Below are 14,234 nucleotides of genomic sequence, written 5' to 3'. Positions count from 1 at the left end.
TAAATATCAATATCATCGTTATACATTTGAAGTCTTTAAAAGAAACTTAATTATGCGTAAAGCGTTTATTATTAGTGTGCTGTTTATCGTATTATCATGCGCAAGTGATGATGACGCTCGCAACAATCCTTTTCTAGTTAACCTTGCCTTTCAGGTAGATTTAAACACCAATTTACCACAGTATGGTGCTTTAAACTTTCCTGGCAATTTTGTAGTGGTTAATAGTGGTGGCTTGCGTGGTTTTGTCATATACCATCCCGGTAACTCACAATATTTTGTCTATGAATTAAGTGACCCTAATCACTCGCCTAATGAGTGTTCTAAAATGACAGTTTCTGGTATCACGGCATCTTGTCCGTGTACAGATGATAATAATGAGTACAGTATCTTTAATGGCCAGCCTACACAAGGTGGCGGACAATATGGTTTAAAAGCTTATCGTGTAGAACGTAGTGGTAATATTATTAGAGTCTTTAATTAAAAAAGGCTCTAATCTAGCGTGATATTTAAAATCACTTCTAGATTAGAACCTGAATGAAGTTTTATTATACTTTTAAAAAGTAAGTGTTACTCCAGTTAAGAAGTTAATACCTGCTTGAGGATAGAATCCATTACCTTCTACAGTTGTGATGGTGCCTGGATTAGAGAAATCGTCATCATAGGTAAAGTAATAACCGTTAGACTCATATTTCTCATCAAAGATATTATTTACTAGTGCAGTAAGCACAATAGTTTTAAAAACTGATCGTGGCTTAATGGTGTAAATTAAATTGATGTCATTTGTAAAATAGCTATCTAATTTAGATTCTTGCGCCTCAGTATTACTCATAAACTGCTCACCAACAAACTTACTAAGTAAAGAAACTTGTAGATTTTTTATAGGTTGAAAAACAATAGCATTTGCGGCTACTACTTCTGGTGAAAAAGCGATATCAGTACTGCCTAGATTTTGCAATTCACCATCAAATGATCTTCTGGTTTCTTTATTCTTATTGCTGCTTAAAGCTAGATTAGGCTGGATCGTAAGTTTACTATTAACTGGTATTACAGCTTCTAATTCTAGACCTAAACGATAGCTTTCACCACTATTAGTTCTTAATGGTGCACCTACATCATTTAACTCACCACTTAACACTAATTGCTCATTATATAACATTAAGTAACCGTTTGCATTGAAGGAGAAGTTGCCTTCTTTGTGACGCCATCCTAGTTCAAAGTCATTCAACTGTTCTGGTCTGATAGAAGAGTCACTTTCAAAATCGTTTCTATTAGGCTCTCTATTTGCTCTTGCATACGATAGGTATAAATCATTATTATCATTATACTTATACGTTACACCAGCCTTAGGATTAAAGAATGTGTAATTCTCATCTACTAACAATTCTACAAGATCTGATGTAATCCCAGACGTAGAATAATTTACGTTTCTTACCTGTAAGTCACCATACAATTGAACTTTATCATTAAGCTTATAAGTAGCTTTTGAGAACACAGAGAAGTCATTCTTTTTACCATTACCGTCATAATAACGTTCTCTAATATTGCTTTGACTTGCAAATCTTGCCCATATCACTTCACCATAATGATCACCGTCATAATGACTGATGGATGTCCCGAAAATCATGTCTAGATTTCTATTTTTATAATTTGCGCTCGCATTAAAAACATAATAATCATTATCTAACCAGCGACGACGTATTACATCTGTTGTATTTACGGTCTGTCCATCAACTGTTAGTTCATCAAATCCATAGGTAGAAAAGTCATCATCTTCTTTAAACTGCTCAAAGAATCCACGTCCGTAAGTATAGTTCAATCCTATGTTAGTAGACCAGTTTCTATTATAACGCTGGTTCCAGTGTAATTGATAGTGATCTTGTCTATAATCATCTACCTCGTTATCATAAAATTGAGTGACACCATTCTCATCTTCATATTGACCAGCTGGATTAAAGGTTCTGTTTTCTCTAAGCGTTGCCCTATCGATACCAAACCAAGATTGATAAGTAACATTATTACCACCAAAAGTCACCGCTTTAATTAAGGTATTATCATCTACATAAGCACCTTGTAAGAAATACGATTTTAAGTCTGAGGTCGCTCTGTCGATATAACCATCAGATTGTATGTTAGACAATCTACCTGCAATCTCAAAGTGATCATTCATGAGACCTGTTGAGAACTTTACAGTGTGTTTTCTACTATTAAAACTACCTATAGAATTAGAGATTTCACCGCTGGATTCTTTAGAAACTGCATCAGTTAATACATTAATACTTGCTCCAAAGGCACCACTACCATTAGTACTAGTTCCTACTCCACGCTGTAGTTGTAAACTCTCTACAGAAGAAGAAAAGTCTCCTAGATTTACCCAAAATGTACCTAGCGATTCTGCATCTGTATAAGGAATACCATTGATGGTCACGTTAGTAGATTGTGAACTTACACCACGTACTCTTAATCCTGTATAACCTATACCAGCACCAGCATCAGTGGTGGTAACCACAGATGGTAAAAAATTAAGTAGCATAGGAATGTCTTGTCCTAAGTTACGTTTTGCAATTTCCTCTTTAGTAAGGTTACTGTGTGTGATAGGCGATTTTGCATTTACACGTACAGCTTTTACAAGCACCGCATCTAGTTTTTCAGATTTTGTGGTGTCTGCTTTTTGTGTTGTTTGCGCTGTTGCTAGGCCGGTTACGGTTAATGCCATAGCAATTACAACGCGAGATAAATGTTTCATTAGAACTTTTTTTAAGTTCAAATAAAAGGGGCATTTATTCGGTTTGATTAAAATAAAATGTTTGAAGGATTCTCTTGATAAAGATAGTTGCGAAGCCTGCTTCCGCGAAAGCGAAATTATAGCACACAAATCAACTAACTTAAATCTTTTCCCTTAGCGACATTACTCGCCCAGGTTCCTTGGGTATTATCTCAGCCTTTATTTCTAAAAGCACCCCTTGAGATTGGGTGCAAAAGTAATCTGAAAATGTAAATAGAAAAACAAAAAGAGAATTAAATTTAAACGAGACTAGAAACGCTCACTCTCTAAATAATTCATAAGCCTAAAACTCAATCTCTTTCTCCACCATTTTACCATCACGATCAACGGTTACCATAGTCTTATCACCATTATCAAATGTTGCTAATGTGCGCATGTAACTCATCATATCTACTATAGTACTATCACCTAGTTTTACAACGACATCACCTTTCAACAATCCTGCTTTTTGTGCTGGTTTCTCTTCGCTTACTCCATCGATACGCATTCCTTTTCCGGTAAATAAATAATCTGGAACTACGCCTAGGCCTACTTTAAAACGCGGCACTTCTTCGCTCTCGTTTTTTGTTTTTCTAAAGGCTAGTTTTCCAGCGTTATCAAACTCTGCAGTGATTCTTAAGATATAATCAGAGATTTTTTGCATCCCATCATAATTCAATTTCTCGGCATCGTCGCCTGGTTTGTGGTAATCTTCATGTTGCCCAGTGAAGAAATGTAAAACTGGTATATCATTTAAGTAAAACGATGTATGATCGCTAGGTCCTACTCCACTTTCACTTAATGCCAGTTCAAAATCTTTATTAACTGCGTTAATGATTTGGTTCCATCGTGGCGAAGTTCCTGTACCGTAGACTGCTAAAGTGTTTTCTTCATTTAGCCTGCCGACCATATCCATGTTAATCATGTAGGTAATAGAATCTAGGGCAATTGTCGAGTTTTTAGTAAAATAGTTAGACCCTAACAATCCCATTTCTTCGCCAGAGAAAGCCATGAATAAGTAGTTATTCCCTTTTTTATCGCTCGTTTTCAATTCGTAAGCTAGATCTAACATAACCGCAACACCACTCGCATTATCATCTGCTCCATTATGGATTGCTTCTCCTTCACGATGTAAAGAACCTTCGCCGCCCATTCCTAAATGATCATAGTGCGCACCTATTACTACTGTTTGTGCAGCGCCATTATCAATATAACCTAGAACGTTAGTTCCTGTAAGAAATGCATCGCCTTTCTCATCTGTAAAGGCAGCTTCTTGATGTGGATCGCTTGAAGGTTTAAAAGAAAAAGTCTGGAAATAAGTTCCTTCATTACCTTTAGGTTCTAGACCAGATTCTTTCATGCGTTTTGCAATATAATCTGCTGCTTGCAATTCATAAGAAGTACCAGTCTCACGACCTTGCAAGTCGTCTGACGCTAGATAAACCACATCGGCTTTCATATTACCTTTTACAGGTTCTAAAGGTTTCACTTCTGTCTTGCAAGAGACTAATAAACAAATGGCTATAAAAAGTGTCGTGATTCTCATATCTAGCTTGTAATTTTGCTCAAAATTAAATCATCCATGAGAACGTTCCTATTTCTAATCGCATTAATGGCTGTTATAAGCTGTAAAGACTCTGTAAATACTGAAGCAGCAGCTATAACTGAAGCAGAAAAAGTCAATGACAATCCATTGATCATGGAAGGTGAAAACCATTTTAAGGATATCCAGCAGGTGACCTTTGGTGGCGATAATGCCGAGGCTTACTGGAGTTTTGATGATAAACAACTGGTGTTTCAAAGCAACAACACCGGTTGGGATGTAGAATGTGATCAAATGTTCTTGATGAATAATGGAGATAGCTTTCGCGAAAGCGTGCCTAAAATGGTCTCTACTGGTAAAGGAAGAACGACCTGTGCTTATTTCTTACCAGATAATGAACATATCATTTATGCAAGTACGCACCTTGCGATGGATGATTGTCCAGATACTCCATTGAAAGAAAACGGGAAATATGTATGGCCTATTTATGACAGCTATGACATTTTTGTAGCAGATCTAGAAGGAAATATCACAGCTCAATTAACTGACGAAAAAGGTTATGATGCAGAGCCTACTGTTTCTCCGCAAGGCGATAAAATTGTATTTACTAGTGATCGCAGCGGTGATCTAGAATTATACACTATGGATATAGATGGTAGTAATGTGAAGCAAATCACTTATGAATTAGGTTATGATGGTGGCGCTTTCTTCTCACCTGATGGATCGCAATTGATATTCCGTTCTTCACGCCCTAAAACTGAAGAAGAAATCAAAGAATATAAAGATTTATTGAAAGTAGGACTTGTACAGCCTACAGAGATGGAACTCTACATTTGTAACGCAGATGGTTCTGACTTGCGCCAGTTGACCCAACTAGGAAATGCTAACTGGTCGCCTTTCTTTTTACCAGATGGGAAACGTGTATTGTTCTCTTCTAACTTTGAGGCAGAACGTGGTTTTCCTTTCAACCTTTACATGATAAATACTGATGGAACTGGTCTAGAACGTATTACTCACGGTGAGACTTTTGACGCATTTCCAGTATTCTCTAACAACGGTAAATACCTAGCGTTCTCTTCTAATCGCAATAATGGTGGTGGACGCGATACGAATCTTTTTATTGCAGAGTGGAAGGATTAATTGGGTAAATAATTCTAGTTAATTGTAGAACAACCTTTTATAATTACAACTAATACTAGACATTTTAAATAGCGCCACATATGCTTGAATTTACTTCAAACATAAGATGGTCAATCTAGTAATTAAACGCATAATGAGTAATCGTTTACTTTGAGTGAGTAAAACGATTTACTTGTACTCAAATTGTTTGATAGACCTTTCTAATTTACCGTCTTTCCATGCATAATTAGCTTCCTTTTGAATAGTACGGTATTCTGTTTCTTCCTCATCTGTAAAGGCACCTTCTTCACCTTTATGTATGATCATATCTTTCATTCCATCTTTATCGGTTGGAAAAATCAGTGTTTCTGACTTGTGATAAACGCCACCATCACCTACGCTGCTATAAAGACCTAAATCCGTTATTTGCCCATTTGCTTTGGCAAACGTGATGAATTGAGTCCCAGATTCTTCACCACAAGATTCTGCTAGATAATTAACTTCAATTAAATGATCAATTCCAGATAATCCACGATTATCAAATAATGTCATGCTGAAATTATTATTTGCTAATTTTAAAGAGCCTAAGTCCTTATAATTGTTTTGAGAAATTGTTGATCTTAAGTATAATGTGCCGTCCCATTCTTTCTCTCTTTTTTTATAAAGCAAATATTCACCTGGATTATCCAGATAGATTCTACCTGTTGCAACGAAAGTAGCTGGAATATAACCTTGGATTTGTTCGTCTATTTTAACCAATAACCATTTAGAATCATGTCCATCTATTGATATAGATTCACCACTTATTTCTAGTAAAGTAACTGAAGTGTTGATAGTCAAGACTATTACTGTATCCGAATCTGTATTAGGCTCTTCTCTTAAATTTACGTTATTACCAAAAGTGTAATACGTCTCATTAGCCCTAAACTCATCTCCTGAATAATGCGCGCCTTCTGGCTGTGCATGAATAGAGAGAGAAACAAAAAAAATCAATAAAAAAGGTATGAGTTTCATATTATTTAAACTTAAGCAATACTCGCACCATTCACAACGGCATCATCTGGATTTACAAAGACTAGTTTTCCTTCTGGATCTTCGGCAAGGAGAATCATTCCTTGAGATTCTACACCACGTAGTTTTCTAGGAGCAAGATTTGCCAGTACGGTTACTTTACGACCTACTAATTCCTCAACACTAAAATGCTTTGCGATTCCAGAAACGATAGTTCTTTTATCTATTCCAGTATCTACGGTCATGACCATTAACTTGTCAGTTTTAGGCATCTTCTCAGCAGTAAGAATTTCTCCTACTCGCAAGTCCATTTTCATGAAATCGTCGTAATTAGTCTCGTCTTTTTGTGGCATAAGGTTAGGAATTGTTGCCGCATTTGCAGCTTTAGTAGCTTCTAATTTTTCTAATTGTGCGGTTACCTGTTCATCTTCTATTCTAGAGAAAAGCAACTCGGCTTTATTGATTTTGTGGTTGGATGGTAGTAGTGCTTCTGAGCTTGCTACACGAATCCAACTAGCAGATTCTGCATCAAGTAAAGAATAACCGAGCATACTTTTTAACTTACTTGAAGTATGCGGTAGGAAAGGTTCACTTAATATAGCAAGCGCAGTAGTTAATTGCAAACACACATACATAATGTTTTGCACTTGCTCTGGATTTGTTTTAGCTAGTTTCCATGGTTCTAATCCTTCTTCGGCAATGTATTTATTACCTATACTGGATAAGTTCATTAATTCTTGCAATGCTTCTCTAAAACGATAACGATCTAAACTATCACCTATGGTTTTAGGAAATGCTTTGATTTGTTCTAAAACATCTAGATCTCTTTGAGCAAGATTAGCCGTTTCAGGAACAATACCGTCGTAGTATTTATTAGTCAATACTATAACACGGTTTACAAAGTTTCCTAGGTTTGCAACTAACTCATTATTATTTCTTGCTTGAAAATCTTTCCAAGTAAAATTATTATCCTTAGTCTCTGGTGCGTTTGCCGTTAATACATAACGTAAGACGTCTTGCTGTCCAGGGAAATCCTCTAGATACTCATGTAACCAAACGGCCCAGTTTCTAGAAGTAGAAATCTTATCATCTTCTAGATTTAAAAATTCATTTGCTGGCACATTATCTGGCATCACATAATCGCCATGCGCTTTTAACATTGCAGGGAAAATAATACAGTGAAAAACAATATTATCCTTACCTATAAAGTGCAATAGTTTTGTATCATCCTTTTTCCAGTAATCTTCCCAATTTTTGCCTTCTCGAGCTGCCCATTCTTTAGTCGCTGAGATATAGCCAATAGGAGCATCAAACCAAACGTATAACACCTTACCATCTGCTCCTTCTACAGGAACTGGAATTCCCCAATCTAGATCACGCGTCACGGCACGTGGATGCAAACCATCTGTAATCCAACTCTTTACCTGACCTAAAACGTTAGCTTTCCAATCCTTAGAATGTCCTTCAACAATCCACTCATTTAACCAGTCGCTATATTCATCTAGTGGTAAAAACCAGTGTTTAGTTTCCTTAAGTTCTGGTGTATTCCCTGTAATAGCACTTTTAGGATCTATTAAATCTGTCGCATTATGGGAAGTTCCACATTTCTCACATTGATCTCCATAAGACTCTGTATTACCACACTTAGGACAAGTACCTACTACAAAGCGATCTGCTAGAAACTGGTCTGCTTCTGGATCGTATAATTGCTCTGTTACTTGTTCTATAAACTTACCGTCATTATAGAGTTTTGTAAAAAAAGCACTTGCTGTATTATGATGCTCTGTAGAACTAGTACGGCCATAATGGTCAAAGGTGATCCCAAATTCTTTAAAAGAGTCGCCTATAATTTTATGATAACGATCTACCAGTTCTTGCGGAGTAATACCTTCTTTTTTTGCCTTAATAGTAATAGGAACACCATGCTCATCACTACCACAAATAAAGGCTACATCACTACCACGCATGCGTTGGTAACGTGCAAAAATATCTGCAGGCACATACACACCTGCAAGGTGACCTATATGAACTGGACCGTTAGTATATGGCAATGCTGCCGTAATCGTAAATCGTTGTTGACTGCTCATGAACTTATTTTGAGAGTTGCAAATTTACGATTAATGAAACAGCTATGCACGTGTTTTTATAGCAGGTTGATGGTTATAATGATGCTTTCGCGAAAGCGTAAACACAAATCAATATATAATCAGAGAGCTATCGTATCAAAAACTGGCTCGAGTACTGATCTGTACCAGAACTAATTCTGTAGATATAATTACCAGATGCTAATCGAGTTTGTAGCGTTGCTTTTATATCAATCTCATGGACACCAGGCATGTAATATTCATTTGCTAATTGACCTATTTGCTGGCCCATGAAATTGTAAACCTTAATATCCAACTTGCGCCCTACATCCATTTTTAGATATAGTACATCACTGTCTTGTCTATTGACCACAAAGTGTTTAAAATCTTGATTTTCAAAAGATGGATTTGATAAAGTAGTACAATTAAATCCTAAATTTATATTGTTATAATTACCATTAAGCATCGCCTGATCTACCACTGAAGGATCAATACACAACCATTCTTTCATAACAGTAGAGTATATATCTCTAAAGTCTGTGCTATAGATCATATTACCATTTGCATCTAGATTAGTCAAACTGGGATGTGTTCCTATAAAACCATTACCGTTTAATCCACCACCAAAAAGCATCATAGGTGCCGCAGCGCCATGGTCTGTACCGTTAGAACCATTTTCTTCTACACGACGACCAAATTCTGATATGGTCATACACAATACTTCATCCTGATTACCATAAGCAGCAAGATCTGTATAGAAAGCGTCAATTGAATCTGCTAATTTTTGCATACGATCTGCATGAGTACTAGCTTGATTTGCATGTGTATCAAACCCATCTAAGGTTACCATATAAACTTTAGTTCCTAATTGACCTTTTATCAATCGGGCAACTATCGCGAGTTGATCTGCAATGGTATGATTTCCATATGTGGCTTGCGTTGTACTTGCTTGATATGCAGTATTGATAACACCTGCATAAGCAAACGTGGTGTTAGTAGTAGTCCTTAAAAAGCTTAACTGATCGCCATAAGTACATGGTGGTACATTCAACGCATCGTGCTGCCATCCGTTTTGCGCTAGATTGTAAAGCTGTTGTGGATCTGCCACAGAAAAGGCATAGTTTGTTTGTATACCTTCAAAAGCTAGATTACCTAAACTACCTATTTGTATCGCCGGCGGAATTGCTGGCGGACTCAATAAAAAATTAGGATACTCATTTTCAAAAAATCTACCCATCCATCCGGTTTCTTCATTATTTACAGCATCTGTGCTTGCCCATATATCACTAGATCTGAAATGTGATAAATCCTGGCCTGCATATCCTACACCATGTACAACTTTCATCTCTCCATTTCCCCATCGAGATTGTAAACTGGTCATGTATGATGGCAACCCATAGTCTGTCGATAAATTATAGAGGCTGCTTTGAGCAAGTGCGATGTTAGGTCGTTGAGAAGCATAAGTACCGTACTGATTTAATGGGACAATTGTATTCAAACCATCGTTTCCACCTTTAAGTCTTATTAATACTAAAACACGATCATTTGTACTAGATGATAACGCCGCTGTAATAGGGCTAGCCATCGCACTAGAAATCTGAGTTCCACCTAAGGCAAATGTTCCTGCACCGGCAATACCTAGGGCTTGTAAAAATGTTCTACGGCTCCAGGCTTCATGCTCTTCATGATGCGCCTGTGAATTAGGGTCTTGATGTTTTTTATGAGTATCACACATAGCGCTAATTATTTAAGTTGAAATTCTGGCATTCTAAAAATGTGTTGCAGTAATAAAACCACTTGATAAGGAACAGAACCCCATTGAAGATTCCATTGCATATTATCATAATAATTTTGAGGCACATCTCCTTTAAATACTTGTGTTGCTAGAGTATAGTCTGCCGTAGTATGCAATGTTTTTGGAACAAATCGATCCACCATTTCTTGAGCGATAACCGCAGGATCATTATTAGAACTTGCTATAGAAATAACTAGGTTTCTAAATAACTCTTGATCTAGATTCCATGTTGTCCACATAATAAATTCTAGACCTTGCCACCTACCAGTTATAGTGCTGCTATTGATCCAATCGCGATCACCTTGCCATCCAGCAACGTCCACGGGATTATAATACTCCTGACCTAAGTTTGCCGAATAATATACCAATATTTCAAGTTGTTGTGGTGTATATGGAAAATTAGCCTCTTTTATAAAAGTTAAAAAGCAATCCATAGGATCTTTAATAATAGAACCTATAGCATCATCTTCAAAAAAGTGCTCACTCTTAAAAAGCTGTCTTAAAACGGGTACAATTTCCCAGTTCCCAGTGCGGAATGTTGTCGCTAATTGATCAATTATAGTCTGTGAAGGCAACTCTGGACTCACAAAAGCTCTATATATTTTTTTTACGATAAAGTCTGAAATCTCATTTGCCCTAACGCTGAAAAGATGATCTATTAAACTGTCGTGATCAAAATTAGTAGGTGCACTACCGAAGATTATTTTATCTGTATTATCAAATGTAGAACTTTGGAATACAATGGGTGCACCCAATTGGGTCCAGCTATTATATCCTGTTAAAGCTCTGGCCGCTTCTACAATATCTGTTTGTGTATAATTATTATTTGCTCCTAGAGTGAATAACTCAAAAAGTTCTCGAGCATAATTTTCATTTGGACTCCATTTATTGTTAAGCACTCCATTAAGATAAACCAGCATGGCCTCATTCTTACCGATCTCTTTAGTAAGCGTTTTAAAATTACCTAGAGCATGAGTTTGCAGTAGATCATAATATTGATATAGCCATGACGGCGCTTGATAATCATCTGCCTTAGTCACAAAATGATTATGCCAAAAAAGCGTCATTTTAGCCCTTAATTTAAGATTAAGAGAATCATCAAACGTCTGTTTTAACCACTCTACCATTTGAGGAAATGCCTCGCTATTAAAATCTGTATAATCAGATTGTGCCCAGTTGCCCCAAATCGGCGCAGGCGTATTCATATAATTAATAGAATCGGTAATCCAAGTATCTACAAATGCCGTAGGTGATTGCGATAAAATGGCATTCTCTTGTGCGACGTCTAGCCCATATCCCAGTCTTTTTACTACATGCCTTACTCGTTGTATATCCCATGGTTTTGTTGTCGTAGGAACATAAGGCGATAAGGTAGCTGTGTTACAAGATGTAAAAGTTTCCATAAGCTAGCACATTAAGTATTAATGATAAAGATATATATTCCTTAACTTAGTTTTAAGACTTTTAGTATGAATTCACGTAGAACACACCAAGCTAAATCACTGATATTGAGAGAATATACATATACCGGTTTAAAAAAGAATGATCATGTACGAATTCTTTGTACAGCAAGAAGCGCTTTTCAGGCTGACTTAAAGCAAGCACGTGATTTATTAGAATCATGGGGTTTGCGCGTGAGTTGCGGTAAGACTATAGGAGCCATAAATCATCAATTTGGTGGTACAACTAGCTTAAGGATTACTGATTTTCAAGATGCTTTAAATGATGATGATATCGACGCCATATGGATTGCTCGTGGTGGCTATGGTACCGTGCAGATCATCGATGATGTTGATTTTTCCGCTTTCGCGAAAGCGGATTTTAAAAAGCTAATCATAGGTTACTCAGACGTTACGATACTACACAGTCATTTACAAAAGATGAATCTCACGAGTTTACATAGCTTTATGCCATTAGAACTTAAAGACAAATCACAATCTTGTATAGATAGTTTTAAAAAAGCCTTAACAGGTCATTCTCAAAGTATATCTATTGCAAATGATAATAATATAGAACCTCAAGAACTTAAAGGTCGTGTGGTAGGCGGAAATTTATCTATTCTCTACAGTCTATTAGGCTCTAAAAGTTTGACAAATACCGATGGGTGTTTTCTATTTATAGAAGATATAGATGAGTATGTATATCATATAGAACGTATGATGTATGGACTTAAAAGAGCTGGGCATTTAGATAAGCTCAAAGGTTTAATCGTAGGTGGAATGACTGATATGAGAGATCACAAAATTCCGTTTGGTAAAAATGCGGTGGAGATTATCAAAGACATAACTGCTAGTTATCATTATCCTGTGATTTTTAATTTCCCTGCTGGGCATATAAAAGATAACCGTAGCCTAAAACTAGGCACAGATATGCATGTTTCCATTAAAAAGAATCATATCACTTTCACTTATTAAATTATGGCAGATCATAACGAACTAGGGAAAGAAGGAGAAAAAATAGCTGTGAACTACTTGCTTAAAAATGGATATGACATTCTTACCACAAACTATGTGTATCTTAAAGGAGAGATCGACATCATCGCACAAAAAGGAAATACCATAGTCATAGTCGAAGTAAAAACACGTTCCACTCCAGATTTTGGTGATCCACAAGATTTTTTAAAGCCTGCTCAGATTAAAAGACTGGTCTCCACTGCAGACCATTATATTGAACATCATGCTGGTGATGATATCGAGGCTAGATTTGATATTATCGCCATTATAAAAAATAAAGCAGGAACAAAAATCGAACATTTAGAAAATGCTTTTTATCATTTTTAGAAATAAAAAAAGCAGCCTTTGGGCTGCTTTTTTTATAGTGTGATGAGATTATTATTCTTTCTCTTCCTTTATAAGATATACATATACAGGAAAGTGATCACTGAAACCATTAGTGAAACTACCATAATTATAGCTACGTAACGGATACCCTTTATAGCGTCCAGATTTATTAGTCATAAAACTAGGATTATAAATTCCAGCATGATAATAGAAGTAACCTTCTTGATCTGCTTTTTTCAATAAAGGATAAGTAAGCATGATCTGGTCAAAAATATTTCCTGCATCTCTGTAAGAAAGCGTGTTAAAACCATCTTTCAACATTTGGATGTATGGATTATAAATCATTTGAGGCTTTACGTCTTCCTGATCTTGTTGTGCATTTAATGTTTTAAGAACACTCTCATTAGTAGGGTCATCATTTAAATCTCCCATGGTCATTATTTTGGCCATCGCATTAGTTACGTGCAAGGAATCGATAATTTGCTGATTTAAGGCTGCTGCTGCAACACGTTTTGCTCTACTACGCATCTCGCCACCGCTACGTGATGGCCAGTGATTAACGATAACACTCATAGGATCGCCATTAAGCTCTCCTGTTACCACTAACTGATCACGAGTAAAAATACGGCGACCACTACCAGGATCTGATATGTCTAAACGTCTCGACTGAGAGTTAATCACTTTAAATTCACTCTTCTTATATAATAAAGCGACATCAATACCACGTCTGTCTGGAGAATCGTAATGTTCTATACCATAATCATAGTCTCTTAATAGCTCGTGGCTCGCAAGGTCCTCAAGTACCTTACGGTTTTCAACTTCACAAACACCTATTAAAGCAGGAGCAGTTCCCGACTTATCTGCACCAATCTTTCTAAGAACACGTGCCATGTTTGTTAATTTTTTTTGATACACGTCTTCTCTTAATCCTTCAGCCATTTCCATCATAGGGCTGGCTTCATCATTGATTGTAGGATCATCTTCTGTATCGTAAAGATTTTCTAGATTGTAAAACGCAACAGTTTGTATTTTATACTGTTTTGTGTCATTGTTATCTTGTTGTGCATGAGACGCTTTAGCGAAAGCGAAAAAAACAAAAGCACTGGTAATGAGATATTTATACATTTCTTTTAATTAACTT

The 14,234-nt window shown here is 36.4% G+C and carries 11 protein-coding genes; 4 read left to right on the top strand and 7 right to left on the bottom strand.

Annotation, left to right across the window (positions count from 1 at the left end; translation table 11 throughout):
• Positions 1 to 52: 52 nt before the first annotated feature.
• A complete protein-coding gene (locus R1T42_RS12520) occupies positions 53 to 481 on the top strand; it encodes a Rieske (2Fe-2S) protein (RefSeq protein ID WP_317290560.1) in 429 nt (142 codons plus the stop codon).
• Between the two features lie 72 nt (positions 482 to 553).
• Here the strand turns inward: R1T42_RS12520 and R1T42_RS12515 are convergent, their stop codons facing one another.
• The gene (locus R1T42_RS12515) at positions 554 to 2,743 is read right to left on the bottom strand and encodes a TonB-dependent receptor (RefSeq protein WP_317290559.1); all 2,190 of its coding nucleotides are present in this window, start codon (positions 2,741 to 2,743) and stop codon (positions 554 to 556) included.
• A gap of 322 nt (positions 2,744 to 3,065) precedes the next feature.
• Positions 3,066 to 4,307 carry a M28 family peptidase gene (locus R1T42_RS12510; protein WP_042269366.1) on the bottom strand — a complete coding sequence of 414 codons (1,242 nt, stop codon included), beginning with the start codon at positions 4,305 to 4,307 and terminating at the stop codon, positions 3,066 to 3,068.
• 36 nt (positions 4,308 to 4,343) lie between these two features.
• Between R1T42_RS12510 and R1T42_RS12505 the strand changes: the two genes are divergently transcribed.
• Entirely contained in the window at positions 4,344 to 5,444 is a 1,101-nt protein-coding gene (locus R1T42_RS12505; RefSeq protein WP_317290558.1) for a TolB family protein, read from the top strand.
• A gap of 168 nt (positions 5,445 to 5,612) precedes the next feature.
• Here R1T42_RS12505 and R1T42_RS12500 read toward each other — a convergent pair whose 3' ends face one another.
• The 4 genes from R1T42_RS12500 to R1T42_RS12485 form a co-directional block, all read right to left on the bottom strand.
• Positions 5,613 to 6,437: an SH3 domain-containing protein gene (locus tag R1T42_RS12500; protein ID WP_317290557.1), complete on the bottom strand. Its 825-nt coding sequence runs from the start codon at positions 6,435 to 6,437 to the stop codon at positions 5,613 to 5,615.
• Positions 6,438 to 6,448: 11 nt separating this feature from the next.
• Positions 6,449 to 8,521: a methionine--tRNA ligase gene (gene metG / locus R1T42_RS12495; RefSeq protein ID WP_317290556.1), complete on the bottom strand. Its 2,073-nt coding sequence runs from the start codon at positions 8,519 to 8,521 to the stop codon at positions 6,449 to 6,451.
• 127 nt (positions 8,522 to 8,648) lie between these two features.
• The gene (locus R1T42_RS12490) at positions 8,649 to 10,253 is read right to left on the bottom strand and encodes a DUF1501 domain-containing protein (RefSeq protein WP_317290555.1); all 1,605 of its coding nucleotides are present in this window, start codon (positions 10,251 to 10,253) and stop codon (positions 8,649 to 8,651) included.
• Positions 10,254 to 10,261: 8 nt separating this feature from the next.
• Positions 10,262 to 11,716, bottom strand: coding sequence for a DUF1800 domain-containing protein (locus R1T42_RS12485; RefSeq protein WP_317290554.1), 1,455 nt, complete (start codon positions 11,714 to 11,716; stop codon positions 10,262 to 10,264).
• Positions 11,717 to 11,782: 66 nt separating this feature from the next.
• Between R1T42_RS12485 and R1T42_RS12480 the strand changes: the two genes are divergently transcribed.
• Both R1T42_RS12480 and R1T42_RS12475 read left to right on the top strand, forming a co-directional pair.
• The gene (locus tag R1T42_RS12480) at positions 11,783 to 12,727 is read left to right on the top strand and encodes a S66 peptidase family protein (protein WP_317290553.1); all 945 of its coding nucleotides are present in this window, start codon (positions 11,783 to 11,785) and stop codon (positions 12,725 to 12,727) included.
• A 3-nt stretch (positions 12,728 to 12,730) separates the two neighbouring features.
• Positions 12,731 to 13,093, top strand: coding sequence for a YraN family protein (locus tag R1T42_RS12475; RefSeq protein ID WP_317290552.1), 363 nt, complete (start codon positions 12,731 to 12,733; stop codon positions 13,091 to 13,093).
• A gap of 51 nt (positions 13,094 to 13,144) precedes the next feature.
• On the opposite strand, the gene R1T42_RS12470 is transcribed toward R1T42_RS12475, so the two are convergent.
• Positions 13,145 to 14,218, bottom strand: a complete 1,074-nt coding sequence (locus tag R1T42_RS12470; RefSeq protein ID WP_317290551.1) for an endonuclease/exonuclease/phosphatase family protein — start codon at positions 14,216 to 14,218, stop codon at positions 13,145 to 13,147.
• Positions 14,219 to 14,234 lie beyond the last annotated feature (16 nt).

The sequence above is a fragment of the Nonlabens ulvanivorans genome (assembly GCF_032922765.1).
Taxonomy (GTDB): domain Bacteria; phylum Bacteroidota; class Bacteroidia; order Flavobacteriales; family Flavobacteriaceae; genus Nonlabens; species Nonlabens ulvanivorans.
This window is presented reverse-complemented; position numbering and strand designations above follow the sequence as displayed.

Coding starts and splice junctions, on each gene's coding strand:
- metG (WP_317290556.1), bottom strand. CDS start 8,521: ATGAGCAGTCAACAACGATTTACGATTACGGCAGCATTGCCATATACT.
- R1T42_RS12520 (WP_317290560.1), top strand. CDS start 53: ATGCGTAAAGCGTTTATTATTAGTGTGCTGTTTATCGTATTATCATGC.
- R1T42_RS12510 (WP_042269366.1), bottom strand. CDS start 4,307: ATGAGAATCACGACACTTTTTATAGCCATTTGTTTATTAGTCTCTTGC.
- R1T42_RS12515 (WP_317290559.1), bottom strand. CDS start 2,743: ATGAAACATTTATCTCGCGTTGTAATTGCTATGGCATTAACCGTAACC.
- R1T42_RS12485 (WP_317290554.1), bottom strand. CDS start 11,716: ATGGAAACTTTTACATCTTGTAACACAGCTACCTTATCGCCTTATGTT.
- R1T42_RS12505 (WP_317290558.1), top strand. CDS start 4,344: ATGAGAACGTTCCTATTTCTAATCGCATTAATGGCTGTTATAAGCTGT.
- R1T42_RS12490 (WP_317290555.1), bottom strand. CDS start 10,253: ATGTGTGATACTCATAAAAAACATCAAGACCCTAATTCACAGGCGCAT.
- R1T42_RS12480 (WP_317290553.1), top strand. CDS start 11,783: ATGAATTCACGTAGAACACACCAAGCTAAATCACTGATATTGAGAGAA.
- R1T42_RS12500 (WP_317290557.1), bottom strand. CDS start 6,437: ATGAAACTCATACCTTTTTTATTGATTTTTTTTGTTTCTCTCTCTATT.
- R1T42_RS12470 (WP_317290551.1), bottom strand. CDS start 14,218: ATGTATAAATATCTCATTACCAGTGCTTTTGTTTTTTTCGCTTTCGCT.
- R1T42_RS12475 (WP_317290552.1), top strand. CDS start 12,731: ATGGCAGATCATAACGAACTAGGGAAAGAAGGAGAAAAAATAGCTGTG.